This is a genomic window from Streptomyces seoulensis (genome assembly GCF_022846655.1).
Classification (GTDB): Bacteria; Actinomycetota; Actinomycetes; order Streptomycetales; family Streptomycetaceae; genus Streptomyces.
In genome coordinates, this window is record NZ_AP025667.1 from 957,509 (window position 1) to 972,353 (window position 14,845).

The 14,845-nt window shown below is 74.7% G+C and carries 13 protein-coding genes; 6 read left to right on the forward strand and 7 right to left on the reverse strand.

The window, feature by feature from the left end:
• Window positions 1-91: 91 nt before the first annotated feature.
• From HEK131_RS04470 to HEK131_RS04485, 4 genes are read right to left on the reverse strand one after another with little or no spacing between them, the layout of a single operon-like run.
• Window positions 92-1,429 (reverse strand): AAA domain-containing protein, encoded by a 1,338-nt coding sequence (locus tag HEK131_RS04470; RefSeq protein ID WP_217463160.1) that lies wholly within the window; start codon window positions 1,427-1,429, stop codon window positions 92-94.
• Complete coding sequence (locus HEK131_RS04475) at window positions 1,426-3,024, reverse strand: hypothetical protein (protein WP_244333743.1); 1,599 nt, start codon at window positions 3,022-3,024, stop codon at window positions 1,426-1,428. The genes HEK131_RS04470 and HEK131_RS04475 overlap by 4 nt, the downstream gene beginning before the upstream one ends.
• The gene (locus tag HEK131_RS04480; protein WP_432215608.1) at window positions 3,015-4,208 is read right to left on the reverse strand and encodes a hypothetical protein; all 1,194 of its coding nucleotides are present in this window, start codon (window positions 4,206-4,208) and stop codon (window positions 3,015-3,017) included. The genes HEK131_RS04475 and HEK131_RS04480 overlap by 10 nt, the downstream gene beginning before the upstream one ends.
• Window positions 4,105-5,058 (reverse strand): phosphatase PAP2 family protein, encoded by a 954-nt coding sequence (locus tag HEK131_RS04485; RefSeq protein ID WP_244333744.1) that lies wholly within the window; start codon window positions 5,056-5,058, stop codon window positions 4,105-4,107. Before HEK131_RS04485 ends, HEK131_RS04480 begins: the two co-directional genes overlap by 104 nt.
• A gap of 214 nt (window positions 5,059-5,272) precedes the next feature.
• On the opposite strand from HEK131_RS04485, the gene HEK131_RS04490 reads away from it, so the two are divergent.
• On the forward strand, window positions 5,273-5,869 hold the full coding sequence (locus HEK131_RS04490; RefSeq protein ID WP_217463156.1) for a histidine phosphatase family protein: 597 nt from the start codon (window positions 5,273-5,275) through the stop codon (window positions 5,867-5,869).
• 20 nt (window positions 5,870-5,889) lie between these two features.
• Here HEK131_RS04490 and HEK131_RS04495 read toward each other — a convergent pair whose 3' ends face one another.
• On the reverse strand, window positions 5,890-7,317 hold the full coding sequence (locus HEK131_RS04495; RefSeq protein ID WP_244333745.1) for a hypothetical protein: 1,428 nt from the start codon (window positions 7,315-7,317) through the stop codon (window positions 5,890-5,892).
• Between the two features lie 264 nt (window positions 7,318-7,581).
• Here HEK131_RS04495 and HEK131_RS04500 point away from each other — a divergent pair, with 264 nt between their 5' ends.
• Window positions 7,582-7,989: a hypothetical protein gene (locus HEK131_RS04500; RefSeq protein WP_244333746.1), complete on the forward strand. Its 408-nt coding sequence runs from the start codon at window positions 7,582-7,584 to the stop codon at window positions 7,987-7,989.
• A 46-nt stretch (window positions 7,990-8,035) separates the two neighbouring features.
• Window positions 8,036-8,902, forward strand: a complete 867-nt coding sequence (locus HEK131_RS04505; protein ID WP_217463153.1) for a spermidine synthase — start codon at window positions 8,036-8,038, stop codon at window positions 8,900-8,902.
• A gap of 6 nt (window positions 8,903-8,908) precedes the next feature.
• Here the strand turns inward: HEK131_RS04505 and HEK131_RS04510 are convergent, their stop codons facing one another.
• On the reverse strand, window positions 8,909-9,433 hold the full coding sequence (locus tag HEK131_RS04510; protein WP_244333747.1) for a hypothetical protein: 525 nt from the start codon (window positions 9,431-9,433) through the stop codon (window positions 8,909-8,911).
• A gap of 111 nt (window positions 9,434-9,544) precedes the next feature.
• On the opposite strand from HEK131_RS04510, the gene HEK131_RS04515 reads away from it, so the two are divergent.
• The 3 genes from HEK131_RS04515 to HEK131_RS04525 all read left to right on the forward strand — a co-directional run bounded on the left by HEK131_RS04515 (window position 9,545) and on the right by HEK131_RS04525 (window position 13,257).
• Window positions 9,545-10,249 carry a response regulator transcription factor gene (locus HEK131_RS04515; RefSeq protein WP_244333748.1) on the forward strand — a complete coding sequence of 235 codons (705 nt, stop codon included), beginning with the start codon at window positions 9,545-9,547 and terminating at the stop codon, window positions 10,247-10,249.
• A complete protein-coding gene (locus HEK131_RS04520; RefSeq protein ID WP_217461687.1) occupies window positions 10,246-11,622 on the forward strand; it encodes a sensor histidine kinase in 1,377 nt (458 codons plus the stop codon). Before HEK131_RS04515 ends, HEK131_RS04520 begins: the two co-directional genes overlap by 4 nt.
• A gap of 195 nt (window positions 11,623-11,817) precedes the next feature.
• The gene (locus HEK131_RS04525) at window positions 11,818-13,257 is read left to right on the forward strand and encodes a cellulose binding domain-containing protein (RefSeq protein WP_244333749.1); all 1,440 of its coding nucleotides are present in this window, start codon (window positions 11,818-11,820) and stop codon (window positions 13,255-13,257) included.
• A gap of 62 nt (window positions 13,258-13,319) precedes the next feature.
• Here the strand turns inward: HEK131_RS04525 and HEK131_RS04530 are convergent, their stop codons facing one another.
• Window positions 13,320-14,771 (reverse strand): GH1 family beta-glucosidase, encoded by a 1,452-nt coding sequence (locus HEK131_RS04530; RefSeq protein WP_217461685.1) that lies wholly within the window; start codon window positions 14,769-14,771, stop codon window positions 13,320-13,322.
• Between the last annotated feature and the right edge of the window lie 74 nt (window positions 14,772-14,845).

Below are 14,845 nucleotides of genomic sequence, written 5' to 3' on the forward strand. Positions count from 1 at the left end.
CTTCGGCCGCCTCCGGCGGCGTGCCGGACTCCGTCCGGCGGCTCGGGCGGCGCTGCGGGGACCGTTCCTGGGGCGCCGCCCGGTGCCGGGGTCAGGGCCGGTGGCTCACCCGGTGTTCGGCCAGGTGTGCCAGGACCGCGTGGTTGGCCTCCCAGCCGTCCGGGAACTTCACCAGGGTGCCGAGCTGGACCGGTTCCGTGGACGGGTACTCGTCCAGCAGGTCGCTCACCCCGGCGCGGCACACCACGATGCACGCGTGCCGGTGGCGCGAGGCCAGCACGCACAGGCGGCCCGTCTCCAGGTGGAAGGCGGTGGCGTCGGGGCGGCCGGAGAGCGGGTGCAGGACCACCGTCACGTCGTACTCCCGGCCCTGGAGCCGGTTGGCCGTGTCCACGGTGACGCCCACCACGCCCAGGTCCGCCAGCGCCGCGCGGACCGCCGCCGCCTGGTCCCGGTGGGCGGTGCCCACGGCGACCCGGTCGGCGGTCAGCGGGCTCGGTGCCTCGGCGCGCTCGGAGAAGGCAGCGCCCCCTCGGTCCAGCAGCCGCCGCACCACCGCGGCCACCGCCCGCACCGCCTCCGGGTCGGTGCGCGGGGTGTGCCGGGCCGGCAGCTCCAGCAGCCCCCAGCCGGACTCCGCCGCCTCGTCGATCACCCGGTCCGGCGCCGAACCGTCCGAGCGCACCGCGAAGGTGAGCCGCCGCTGTCCGTGCCCGGTGCCGCTGCGGAAGGGCGTGTACGGGTAGAACGCCGCCGACACCAGCGGCGCCGCCGACGCGGGCAGCCGCCAGGACACCGGCAGCCGGTGCTGCGGCAGCCGAGGGTTGTGCGCGAGCAGCGTCGACACCGCCGAGGCGGACGGGTCGTAGGACAGGCCCGCCCACTGGTCGCCGCCCACCGTGGAGAACGGGTCCAACTGGCCCGGATCGCCCACGAACAGCGCCCGCTCGAACAGCCCGGCCACGGCCAGCAGCGAGTCCGAGCGCATCTGGTACGCCTCGTCCACGATGGCGTGCGGCCACGGCTCGTCCACCTTGACGTGCGCCCACTTCGCGGCGGTGGACAGCACCACGGGCAGCCCGCCGAGATCGCCCGCCTTGGCCGAGGTGCGGACGTTCGGCAGCGCGTCCAGCGCCTTGTCGTAGGCGTCGGTGTCGCTGCTGTGCAGGCGGCCCACCGGCAGCTCGGGGTTCTTCTCCGCGAGCCGCAGCACCAGGTCGTCCACCTGGGCGTTGGTCTGCGCCACCACCATCAGCGGGCGGCCCGCGTCGGCCAGTTCCAGCGCCGCCCGGACCACCAGCGTGGACTTGCCCGCGCCGGGCGGGGAGTCCACCACCACACCGCGCTCGGTGCCGTGCAGGGTGTCGGCGAGGATCGCGTCCGTGGCGCGCGTGGCGGCGGCCGCGGGGTCGTGGTCCACGGTCGTCACAGCACGTCCTCCTCGGTCATCGCGTCCGGGGCCTCCCGCACGGCCTCACCCGGCGGGCCGCCGTGCGTCCACGGGGTCTGCTCGGGGTCGGGCAGCCTGGCGCCGCCGCGCTGCTCGTGCTCGAAGAGGGTGAAGCACACCGCGTCGCCCTTCCCGGGCACGGAACCGGCCTCCGGCTCCTTGCCCCGGCCCATCTTGTCCATGATCCGCAGCACGATCACCCCGTCCTCCGGGGCGCCCTCGTACCCCACGAACTCCGCCGACTGCGGCTTGCCGTTCAGCGAGCGGTACGCCCTGGCGCGCTCCGCCAGATGCGGGCGGTCCTCGGTGCGCACGGTCACCAGCGGGCGCGGGCTCGGCCGCCTGCCCTCGCTGTACGCCATGACCGACTCGGTCACCTCGCCCGCGAACGCCTCCCCGGCCAGCCGCCGGGCCGCCATCACCAGCGGGTCGTCGAGCGCCTCCTGCGCCTCCAGCCGGGCCTGCTCGCGCTCCCGCGTGGCCAGCTTGTTCGCCGCCGTCACCGCGTCGTCCCGGCGCGGCTGCGGGGGTTCCCCCGCCGCGATCCGGTCCCGGTGCGCGGTGAACGACCAGCGGTCCCTGGTCCACCGCTCCTCGACGTGCCCGCCCTCCGGGAGCCCCCGCAGCAGGTCGAGCCCCCGCCACACCGCGTCCCAGGTGGGCCGGGTGCGGCTGAGGACCAGCTCGCGGATCTCCCGCTCGGCGGCCGTGACGGCGGTCAGCAGGTCCTCGGCGCCGAGGGCGTCCTCGGCGGCGGCCAGGGCGGTGCGCGCCCGGTCGTACCGCTCGATCGCCGGGGCCAGCAGCTTGTTGTCGAACGCCGGGTCGGTGGCCGGGCCGGCCGGCGGACACAGCAACTGGCCCGCCGCGTCCCGCTCCCGCTCGGCCCGCCCGGCCGCCTCGGCGCCGGACTCGCCCTCGGGCGGGTCGATCCAGGCCAGCAGGGCGCCCAGATGCTGGTCCTCCACCATGGACTGGCCGGTCGCCCAGTGCCGGTACAGCACGTCGGTCAGCGCCAGCAGCAGCGACGATCCGGGCACCCGGGAGCGCTCGCCGTAGTGCGTCAGCCAGCGGCCCAGCAACGGCACGCGCGGCGGCGCCGGATGGGGCGTCTCCGGGTCCTGCTCGGCCGTGCGCCGGAACCGCATCGAGCGGCCCAGCAGCCGCACGAGGTCCAGGCCCGCGCGGCTCGGCACGATCAACTGGGGCGCGTCCACGCACAGATCGACCTCGACCTTGACCCGCTTGCCGGTCTCCGGGTCGGTGTCGGAGCGCTCGGCCGCCTCCACCTCCTCGGCGCAGGAGTCCAGGTGCGGCAGCACGATGTCGGCCAGCTCGGCGAGGAACGCGAAGCGCAGGTCGCGGTCGCGGGGCTGCGGCACGACCAGCAGGCGCGGGGCGTCCCGGTCGGTGCCGACCAGCGCGCCGAGCGGGGCACCCGTCTCACCGGCGGTGGTCAGCGGCACGAACACCAGCGGACGGTCGGACAGATGGCGGTGCCGGACGGTGGCGGCGGGCTGGGCCCGGCCGGTGGCGACCGCCTCCAGGCGGGCCAGGGTGGCGATCAGGGACACGGCACGGCCTCCCGCTCCGCCGCGTGCGCGAGCGCCTCGGCGCGCAGGGCGGCGGCCCGGCGCAGCGCGGCCACCGCCGGGTCGTCGGCGTCGCCGCTCTCGCCCCGTGCCGCCGACAGCACCTCCTGGACCGTCTCGAGGCCGCCCAGCTCGGCGCGGAGCGGGCGGCCGAGCCGGGTCACCGTGTCGGCCGCGCGGGACCGCTCCCGGCAGTGGAAGGCCAGCTCGCACGAGGACAGGCACTCGGGCGCGTAGGCGGCCGGGACCGCGTCGACGGCGGCCGTCAGCTCACCGGCCGGGCGGTCCGGCGCGAAGCAGGTGCCCTCGGGCAGCTCCTGGGCGATGGTCTCGACACGGGTCAGCCGGGTGAGCTGCCGCGCGGTGACCGCCCGCTGCGCCCGTACGTCGACCGCGCGCGCGGTGGCCAGGTTGGAGAAGTCCTTCGGGCACACCAGCAGCACCTCGTGCCGTACGGCGGGCGGCGGGGTCAGCCGGGCCGCGACCGCCTCCAGCGCCAGCACGTACACCGCCGCCTGGCGGGCGGCCGCGCCCACCTTCGCCGGGTCGGCCGAGCCGTCCAGCATCGGGAACGACTTGATCTCCACGACCGTCCAGCCGCCGTCGGGGTGCACCACCACCGCGTCCGGCTCCAGGAAGGCGGGCGAGCCCGCCACGTCCAGGGCCAGCATCGGGTGGTCCAGCAGCGTCCAGCCGCCCGCCGCGACCGCCTCGCGCAACGCCAGCGCCGTACGCGCGGTGCGGCCCTCGGGGCCCGGCGCGCTCAGGTCCGGCACGGACGCGCCGGCGGGCGGCTCGGCGGCCGGGTCCAGCAGGGTGTGGGTGAGCCGCAGCAGCTCGGCGCCGCCGTCCGCCTTGACCCGCGCCTCGAAGGTGTTGCCCCTGATCAGCGCGAACTGGGACTGTCCGTAGTCCGACGGGGCGCCCAGCGCGCCCGCGAGCGCGGCCTTGTCCACCCCGGCGCCGTCCAGGATCGCGCGTCTGCGGCAGCCCGGGTTGGCCGCGAGCGCCGCGAGGGCGCGCGCGTCCAGCGCCTTGGCCGGTACGTCGGGACCGCGCAGCTCAGCGAGCCGGTGCCGCAGCGCCGTCCCCCGCTTCGCTGGGGGAGGCGTCGGTTCCGGCCGCGGGGTCGAGCCGCGACTCGCGCTGCCGTGGAATTCGCTCACCCGCGGAAGTCTGGCATCCGTCACTGACAATCGGGGAGGGACCGCTGTTCTGGGCCGTCCTGAACGGGGCGGCCAAGGCGACGAGCCGCAGCCGCAGAGCGGTCGCGCCGCGCGTGACGTACGGGGTCAGGAGCAGGCCGACGCCCATCACGGCCACGCCCGCGACCGCGTCCAGGAAGTAGTGGTTGGCGGTGCCCATGACCACGATCGCGGTCAGCAGCGGATAGCCGATCGCGGCCGCCTTCGCCCAGCGGGTACGGCCGCAGCGCCACAGCATCACCCCGCAGAACAGGGCCCAGCCGACGTGCAGGCTCGGCATCGCCGCGTACTGGTTGGTCATGCCGCCCATGCCGCGCGGGGCGCTGGCCTCGCCGCCCCACCAGCCGTACGCGCTGTAGTGCGCCATGGTGTCCACGAAGCCGTGGGCGGGGGAGAGCAGCCGGGGCGGGCAGGTGGGCAGCAGGGTGAAGCCGATCAGTCCTATGAACGTCGACGTCAGCAGCCAGGTGCGCGCCGCCCGGTAGTGCTCCGCGCGGGCCCGGAACAGCCAGACGAGGATCGCCGGCGTGACCAGGTAGTGCAGCGAGGCGTACCAGAAGTCGGCCGGCACACCTATCCAGGGCTCCGCGGTGAACAGGCGGTTCAGCGGGTGCTCGGCGTTCAGGTACAGCGCCTTCTCGACGCGGAGGATGGCCAGACCGTGGTCGACGGCGGTGGAGACGTCCCCGCGCGCCAGGAGTCGGCCGGCGGTGTAGCAGCCGTAGACCAGCAGGATCAGGGGCAGCTCGGTCCACCAGCGCGGCCGGGTCCGTGGGCTCGCCACGGTGCCCGGTGCCTCGGTAAGCGGCATCCGATCGCCCTCCCCCTTCGCGCGGCCACGCACCCCCCGCGGGCGCCGTGACACTTTACGGTGTCGGCCTGCCCGTCCGCGCGGGCGTTCCGGCTCTCGAAGACGCCAGGATCGCCCGCCGGGTTGCCCGCGCGCGTGGTGCGCGATGATGGAGGGACCTCATATCGGGTTTCCCCGGCGTCCACTCGGCGTCCCTCTTCCGGAAAGGTCTCCCATGGCACCGCGCATCCTGCTGGCCCGGCACGGACAGACGGCATGGTCGCTGTCCGGCAAGCACACGGGCAGGACCGATGTGCCGCTCCTGGAGGAGGGCCGGCGCGGGGCCAAGCTGCTCGGCGAACGGCTGCGGCAGGCTCCGCTGGACGGCCTGGCGGACGTCGAGGTGCGCACCAGCCCGCTGGTCCGCGCGCACGAGACCTGCGAGCTGGCCGGGTTCGGCGACCGGGCCGGGACCTGGGACACCCTGATGGAATGGGACTACGGCGCCTACGAGGGCATGACCCCGGCCGAGATCCGGGCCCAGCGGCCCGACTGGCTGATCTGGCGCGACGGCGTCCCCGAGGGCGAGACCCTCGCCGAGGTCACCGCCCGCGCGGACGAGGTCGTGCGGTGGGCCCGCTCCGCCGACCGCGACGTCCTGATCTTCGCCCACGGCCACATCCTGCGCTCCATCGGCGCCCGCTGGCTGGGCCTCCCCCTCGACTTCGCCGCCCGCCTCCGCCTCAACCCCACCTCCCTGTCCACCCTCGGCTGGGCCTACGGCGAGCCGGCGATCGAGCACTGGAACGACACCGGGCACCTGGCGGGCTGAGCGGCGCTCCGCGCCGGGTACTACCCCCGCCGGGGCCGCGGCAGCGAGGCGTGGCGGTCCAGGAACTCCGCGACCCCCGAGGCACGGCGGTGGGGGAGGAGGACGCGGGCGGTGCCCGCCAGCATCGACTGGATGCGCGAGGACTGGACCTGGGCCAGCAGGTCCAGGACGCGCAGCCCCGCCGTCGCCGCCTCGTCGGGGTGACCGTCGCGGGCCAGGTCGTCGGCGAGTTCGGCGGTGTACAGAGCGATGTTGCGGGAGAAGTGCGGGTCCTGGAGCCGGGTCGCGCGCCGGGCGTGCCGGGACGCGCGGCGCCAGTCGCCCAGCGTCGACCAGCACTGCGCCTCCAGCCCCGCCAGCTCGGCCTCGCCGTAGAAGCTCATCCACTCCGGGTCGGCGTCGGACATACCGCGCCCGAACAGCGCCTGCGCCCGTACGAGCGCCTGCTCGCAGCCGGTGCGGTCGGCGAGCCCCGCCCAGCCGCCCGCCTCGCGCAGCGCGAGCAGCGACATCAGCCGGGGCGAGCCCAGCGGGCGGGCGGCCCGCTGCGCGGCCTGTGCCGCGCGGACCGCCTCGCGGGGGCGTCCGGCGTCCCGCGCGAGGAAGGCGGTGTTGCAGAAGGCGTGCGCCTCCAGGGCCGCGTCCCCGGTCATCCGGGAGGTGGCCAGCGCCTCCGCGTAGTGCGAGCGGGCGTCGTCGAAGCGGCCCGAGTCATGGGCCAGCCAGCCGACGGAGATGGCCAGTTCACCGGCGCCGGAGTGCAGCCGCTCGGCGGTGGTCTGCCGGGTCGCGCCCGCGTCCAGCAGGGCGTACGCGGCGCGCAGCGGTTCCGCCGCGCGCCGGTACAGACCGTCCGCGCCGTGCTGGTCGTCCAGCAGCCGGATGCGCCGCACGGCCTCCTCGACGGCGGCCGCCTCCGACGTGCCGGCCCGCCGCGAGGCCGCCGAGGCGTCCGTGGCGATGCCCAGCGGGCCCAGCGTGGCGGCGGCCGCCACCGTGGCACCCGTACCGGTCATGAATGCGCGACGCAGCACGTCGCTCTCCTCGTGGTTCAGTGGGTCGTTCGGGTACGGCCGGTGTGCGCCGTACGGGGCGTCGCGGTCGCAGGGTTGCTCGTGCGCGGACGCCGCCACCGCGGCGGCGGCCGGACGCGCGCCGCGGCCGCGCACGGTCGAGCGCGGCGCGAAGCCGAGGTCGGTGAGCGTGCGGCCGGGGAACATGTGCAGGAACACCCGCTCGTACGCGTAGTTGGGACAGCGGATCTCACCCGCCTCGACTCTCCCGACATAGCGCGCGTCACAGCTCACCCGCTCACCGATCTCCCGTGCCGCGCGCCGCACCAGGGCGGCGAACTCGGCCGGGGAACGGCGACCGCGCAACTGCCTGAAGACGGTGTTGGGGCGGAGCGGCCGGTCGGGCTGCGCCGAGGTATCGGTTGACGACGCCATGGCCGGTCCTCTCGTGCGAACCGTCGAACCAGGCCGGACAGGGCCTCGCACGGGCATGGTCGCCCGTGTGACACCGTGGGTCCGGCGGGGCAAGAACGTACAGGCTGTGTCCGACCCGACACGCAGTGTTTGGCTACAAAACGGATATCTCATCCACGATCTGCCATGAACTGCCATCCTTTGCGGCGCACTTGCGCAGTAGCCCTTGACGCCGTCACGCGTTGTACCTCACGGACCGCAACAGGCAGCGTGCTGGAGGCCGGCATGGAGACCCGCCCGAACAACGATCCTCGTCTGGTGCCGTCGTGGTCGCGGCCGCCCGGCGACGCGGCGTGCGACCTCGTCACGGTGCCGACCCGCCAGGGTCTGGAGGCCGTCGACATCCTGCGCCGCGAGGCGGCGGAGGGCGTGGGCCCGGTGCTGCACGACGACGGCCGCGACACCCTCGGCTTCCTCGTCCCGCCCGGTACGGCCGGCCACTGGGACATGCCCGGCAGCACCTGCGTCCGGACCTCGGGGCGCGGTCTGCGGCTGGCCCCGGAGCCGCCGGTGCAGGGCTCGGACTGGCTGCTGCCGCCCGGCGAGGCCGACCTCGCCACCGACCCGGCGGTGCTGCGCAGGGCGCTCGGTGAGGCGGCCCGGCTGATCGAGGCCGCCGACAGTTGCCGCTGAGCGGCGCCGTTCGGCGGGCCCCCGTGCCACCTGCGAGAATGGGCCGATGGGCAGGTCCAGGGACAACCGGCGCAGGGCGGCGGCCGAAGCCGTGGTGGAGGCGGTCGACGGCGGCCTCGCGCAACTCATACCCGACCCGGACCGCGCGCGGGCCTGGTCGCTGCTGATCGACGGCGCACCCCAGTCGCACGTCGACCTCGACGACCCGGCGCACCTGTCCTTCGAGTACCAGCGCCGCATCGGCCATGTCATCGACCTGGTCGCACCGCAGGGCAAGCCGGTCCAGGCCGTGCACCTCGGCGGCGGCGCGCTCACCCTGGCCCGCTACACCGCCGCGACCCGGCCCCGCTCGACCCAGCAGGTGGTGGAGCGCGACTCGGCCCTCGTCCAACTCGTCCGACGGGAACTCCCCTTGGACCCCGGCGCCCGGATACGGGTGCGCTCGGCCGACGCCCGCGAGGGGCTCGCCAAGGTGCCGGACGGGTGGGCCGACCTGATCGTCGCCGACGTCTTCAGCGGCGCCCGCACCCCGGCCCACCTGACGTCCGCCGAGTTCCTCGACGAGGTCCGCCGCGCACTGCGCCCCGGCGGCGTCTACACCGCCAACCTCGCCGACGGGCCGCCGCTCGCCCACCTGCGCGGCCAGATCGCCACGGCGGCCGCCCGCTTCGCGGAACTGGCCCTGATCGCCGACCCGGCGGTCCTGCGCGGCAAGCGCTTCGGCAACGCCATCCTCGTCGCCTCCGACGCCCCGCTGCCGCTGGCCGAGCTGACCCGCAAGGCCGCCTCCGACCCGCACCCGGCCCGCGTCGAACACGGCTCCAGACTCGTGGACTTCACGGGCGGCGCGGCCCCGGTGACGGACACCTCCGCGGTGGCGTCCCCCGCTCCGCCGCCCTCGGTCTTCCGCTGAACCCGCCTAGTACGTCTGCACGTCCACGTGTGGCGGCCCGTCGTGCCAGTCGCAGAAGACCGTCACCCGGTCCGTGCTGCGGCTGAACTCGACCCTGATCCAGGTCTCCGTCTTGAAGACCTGCATGGACCAGCCGGTCCCCGGCGTCGCGGAGACCAGGGTCGCGCTCACGGGCCCCAGGTCGAACACCGCCCGGCCACCGCCCGTGTCGTACGCCTTGACGTCGCCGGAGGGCGTGGTGGGCGCCGGGGGCGTGGGGTTCACAGTGGGCGTAGGGGCGGTGCGGGTCGGGGTGGGGGACGGGGGTGCCGAGGTGCGGCGGGGTGTGGGGGTGGGTGTGGGGGTCGGGGCAGGGGGTGCCGGGGGCCGGGCGGTGGCGTGCGCCGCCGCCTCGGCCGCGCTGATCGGCACGGCGCGCGGGGGGTCGTAGGCCGTGCCCGCCATCACCGTGTGCACGCCCCACCAGGACAGCGTGGTCGCCGCCGCGGTGGCCAGCAGCCACGCCAGTACGTGTACGAGTCCTCTGCGCATCGGGGCCATACTGCCTCAGCCGCCACCCGCCGCGCAGCACAGCCCAGTTGTCCACAGGGAGTTGTCCACAGGCCAACACTTTGCAGGTCGGCATGGCGTACGGTGCGGCGCATGGCAAGTGTTCTCGTGGTCGAGGACGATCAGTTCGTCCGCTCGGCGTTGATCCGGCATCTGACCGACGCCGCCCACGTGGTGCGCAGCGTCGGCACCGCGCTGGAGGCGCTGCGCGAGGTCGCCCATCTCCGGTTCGACGTGGTCATCCTCGACCTCGGACTGCCCGATCTGGACGGCTCCGAGGCGCTGAAGATGCTGCGCGGCATCACCGACGTGCCCGTCATCATCGCCACCGCGCGGGACGATGAGACGGAGATCGTCCGGCTGCTCAACGCGGGGGCGGACGACTATCTGACCAAGCCCTTCTCGGTCGAGCACCTGTCCGCCCGCATCGCCGCCGTGCTGCGCCGCTCCCGCTCCGCCGGCGCGGAGGCGCCGCCCTCGCCGGTGATCCGGGTCGGCGGCCTCACCGTCGACCCGCTGCGCCGCCAGGCCGAGCTGGACGGCGCCCGACTGGATCTGACCCGCCGCGAGTTCGACCTGCTCGCCTTCCTCGCCGGCCGCCCCGGCGTGGTCGTCCCGCGCAAGGAACTGCTCGCCGAGGTCTGGCAGCAGTCCTACGGCGACGACCAGACCATCGACGTCCATCTCTCCTGGCTCAGACGGAAGCTGGGCGAGACGGCAGCCCGCCCCCGCTATCTGCACACCCTGCGCGGGGTCGGGGTCAAGCTGGAGCCGCCGGGTGCGGGGGAACCGCGATGAGATGGGCGCTGGTCAAGGTCTGCCTGGCGGTGACCACGATGGTCGTCGTCGCCTTCGCCGTCCCGCTCGGCCTGGTCGTGAAGGAGATGGCCCGAGACCGTGCCTTCGCGGGCGCCGAGCGCGAGGCCGCCGCCGTCGCGCCCGCGCTGTCCATCACCACCGACCGGGACGAGCTGGAGCGGGTGGTGGCCGCCGCCGGGGCCGACTCCGGGATGTCCGTGCACCTGCCCGCCGACGGCGACCGGGGCGCGCTCGACCTCGGCCGGGGGCGGGCCGCCGACCGGGACATCGCGGCCGTGCGCCGGATGGGCCGAGCCTCCACCACCGAGGTCACCGGCGGCTCCGCCCTGCTGCAGCCGGTCGCGCTCGGCTCCGGTGCCATCGCGGTGGTCGAGGTGTGGGTGCCCGAGGCCGCGATGAGCAACGGCGTGGGCACGGCCTGGGCGGTGCTCGCCGCCGTGGGGCTCGCGCTGATCGCCGGTTCGGTCGCGGTCGCCGACCGGCTCGGGGTGCGCATGGTCCGGCCCGCGCGGCGGCTGGTGGAGGGCGCGCACGAACTGGGCGAGGGCAAGCTCGGCGCCCGCGTCCCCGAGGACGGGCCGACCGAACTCCGGCTCGCAGCCGTCGCGTTCAACTCCATGGCCGACCAGGTCGTCCAACTCCTCGCCAACGAACGTGAGCTGGCGGCCGACCTCTCGCACCGGCTGCGCACCCCGCTCACCGTGCTCCGACTGAACGCCGCCTCGCTCGGCGCCGGGGCCGCCGCCGACCAGACCCGCGCCGCCGTGGCCCAACTGGAGGGCGAGGTCGACACGATCATCCGTACCGCCCGTGAGGCCAAGCCGCAGACCGCGGCCGCCGGGCCCGGTGCGGGCTGTGACGTGGCCGAAGTGGTGCGCGGGCGGATGGAGTTCTGGTCCGCGCTCGCCGAGGACGAGGGCCGCAAATGGCGGGTGGCCGGAGCGGAGCGGCCGGTGCGCGTCCCGGTGGCCCGCGCCGACCTGGCCGCCGCCCTGGACGCCCTGCTCGGCAATGTCTTCCGGCACACCGCCGAGGGCACCGCCTTCGCGGTCGACGTCCACCACGCCGAGGACGCGGTCATCGTGCTGGTCTCCGACGCGGGCCCCGGCATATCCGACCCCCGCGCGGCGATGGCCCGCGGCCGGGGCTCCGGTGCGGCGGGCTCGACCGGGCTCGGACTGGACATCGTGCGCCGTCTGGCCGAGTCCACGGGCGGTGACGTACGCATCGGCTCCTCCGTGCTGGGCGGCACCGAGGTGCGGATCTGGCTCCAGCTCGACGCCCGCAAGCCCGCCGGACGCGGCCACCGGGGCACCGTCCGCAGGCGGCGCCGCCTCACGCCCTCACGCTGAACCGGATGGGCGGGCGGGCAGCGGGGGCCCGCGGAAATCACGCCGAATTGGTCTCGACCTTTAACCCGTCCCGATCCCTTCCTTAAGCGGACCCTAAGCCTTTCGATCCCCGCCCCTGATAAGCCGATTGCCGCATTCCGCGTCGGTAGCGTGCTGCCACCACCCCCCACCCCCGCAGCGAAGGACAGGCACGCCATGAGCACGCACCGGCGCAGGATCAGTGGCAGGAACAAGGCGATAGGCGGCGTGGTCGCGGCCGCCGTGGCCGGTGGCGGCGCGGTCCTGGTGACCGGGATCGCCCACGCCGCCGGTGTCGGCGCCGCGTACACCAAGACCAGCGAGTGGTCGACCGGGTACAGCGCCCAGTACGTCGTCACCAACGACACCGGTGCGGCCAAGAAGGACTGGAGCCTGGAGTTCGACCTCCCGGCCGGCTCCAAGCTCGGCTCGCTGTGGAACGCCGAGTCCAGCGTGAGCGGGCAGCACGTCACCGTGAAGGCCGCCAAGTGGGACACCGACGGGCTGGCCGCGGGCAAGTCGGTCACCGTCGGCTTCGTCGTCGACGGCGCGGGCGACCCCACCGGCTGTCGCGTCGACGGCGCCGAGTGTGCCGTCGACCCCGGCGCCACCCCCGAGCCCAGCGGCCGCCCCACCGAGCCCGAGACCCCCGCGCCCAGCCAGAGCGCCCCCGGCAAGCCGGAGACGCCGGTCCCCACCAAGAGCGCGGGCAACGGCACCAAGGCGGCGGCCGGCTTCGCCCCCTACGTCGACACCTCGCTCTACCCGGCCTTCGACCTCCTCGGCACCGCCGACGCCACCGGCGTGAAGAACTTCAACCTCGCCTTCGTCACCGACGGCGGCGGCTGCACCCCCAAGTGGGGCGGCGTGAGCGACCTGACCACCGACGGCGTGGCCGCCCAGATCGGTGCCCTGCGCGCCAAGGGCGGCGACGTCCGCGCCTCCTTCGGCGGCGCCTCCGGCTCCGAGCTCGCCACCACCTGCTCCTCCGCCGACGCCCTGGCCGCCGCGTACGCCAAGGCCGTCGACGCCTTCAAGCTGACCAAGGTGGACTTCGACGTCGAGGGCGGCGCGCTGCCCAACACCGCGGCCAACACCAAGCGCGCCCAGGCCATCGCCAAGCTCCAGGCCGGCCACCCCGACCTGAACGTCTCCTACACCCTCCCGGTGATGCCCGAGGGCCTCACCCAGGACGGGGTGAACCTGCTGGCCGACGCCAAGGCCAACGGCGTCCGCGTCGACGGCGTCAACATCATGGCGATGGACTACGGCCCGGCGTACAGCGGCGACATGGGCGACTACGCGATCCAGGCCGCGACCGCCACCCAGGCCCAGATCAAGGGCGTCCTCGCCCTCTCCGAGGACGACGCCTGGAAGACGGTCGGCGTCACCCCGATGATCGGCGTCAACGACGTGGCCACGGAGATCTTCAAGGTCGACGACGCCGGCCAGCTCGTCGACTTCGCCAAGTCCAAGGGCATCGGCTCGCTGTCCATGTGGTCCGGCACCCGTGACAAGAGCTGCGACGGCGGCACCAAGCCCACCGCCGACGCCTCCTGCAGCTCGATCGCCCAGGACAAGTTCGCCTTCTCCAAGGCGTTCGCCGCCTTCAACTAGACGGCACCGAGGACGAGGCCCGGCGGAGGCGACACCCGCCGGGCCTCACCCGTGGGTCCGTCTCAGCCCGCCGACTCCACCGACGGCAGCGTGCCGGTACGGGCCGCCTCGCCGTACCAGCGGGCGCTGGACTTCGGGGTCCGCTCCTGCGTGGCGTAGTCCACGTACACCGCGCCGAACCGCTTCTCGTAGCCGTAGGACCACTCGAAGTTGTCCATCAGGGACCACAAGTAGTAGCCGCGCACATCGGCGCCGTCGCGCAGGGCGTGCCGGACCGCCGACAGGTGGGAGTGGAGATAGGCGACGCGGTCGGGGTCGTGCACCCGGCCGCTCGCATCCGGCGCGTCGTCGTAGGCGGCGCCGTTCTCCGTCACGTACAGCGGCAGTCCGGGTGCCTCGCGGGTGTAGCGCATCAGCAGGTCGTAGAGGCCGGTCGGGTCGACCGTCCAGCCCATCTCGGTGCGCTCGCCGGGGCTCTGGTGGAACAGGACGTCGTCGGCGCCGGGCCAGGGGGAGTGCTCGCTCGCGCCGTGCCCGTCCGCGCGGGGGCCGCTCACCTTGTCGTCCACCGCCGAGACCAGCGCCGGGGTGTAGTAGTTGAGGCCGAGCGCGTCCAGCGGGGCGTTCGCGGTGGCGAGGTCGCCGTCCAGGACGAACGACCAGTCGGTCAGCGGGGCCGTCGCCGTCAGCAGGGACTCGGGGTAGGCGCCGTGCAGCATCGGGCCGTGGAAGACGCCGTTGGCCAGGTCGTCGATGCGCCGGGCCGCCGCCAGATCGGCGGGGCTCTGCGAAACCGGGCGCACCACCGAGGAGTTGAGGCTGACCGCGACCTGGTTGCGGGCCGGCATCGCCGCCCGCAGCGCCGCCGCGCCCAGCCCGTGTGCCAGGTTGAGATGGTGGGCGGCCCGCAGCGAGGCCACCGGGTCGGTGCGGCCGGGGGCGTGCACACCGGAGCCGTAGCCCAGGAAGGCGCTGCACCAGGGCTCGTTGAGGGTGATCCAGTTCTCCACCCGGTCGCCCAGCGCCTCGCCGACGAGATGCGCGTACTCGGCGAACCGGTGCGCGGTGTCGCGCTCCGGCCAGCCGCCCGCGTCCTCCAGCTCCTGCGGGAGGTCCCAGTGGTAGAGGGTCACGGCGGGCTTGATGCCGCGCTCCAGCAGCTCGTCCACCAGCCGCCGGTAGAAGTCCAGGCCGATCTGCACCGCGGGTCCCCGCCCGGTGGGCTGCACGCGTGACCAGGAGACGGAGAAGCGGTACGCGCCGAGCCCCAGGTCCGCCATGAGGGCCACGTCGTCGCGGTAGCGGTGGTAGTGGTCGACGGCCACGTCGCCGGTCTCGCCGCCCGCCGTCTTGCCGGGTGTATGGCTGAAGGTGTCCCAGATCGAGGGCGTACGGCCGCCCTCGCGGACCGCCCCCTCGATCTGGTACGCGGAGGTCGCCGCCCCCCAGAGGAAGGCCGGAGGGAAGGTGACCTCGGAGGCCACGGGGGACACCGTGGAGGAGGAGTCGGGCATGGAAGCGCTCCCATCGAGAGTCGGGAAGACCTTGGGGGAAGGGGAGGAGGGGCCGGGGCGACGGTGACCCGGCC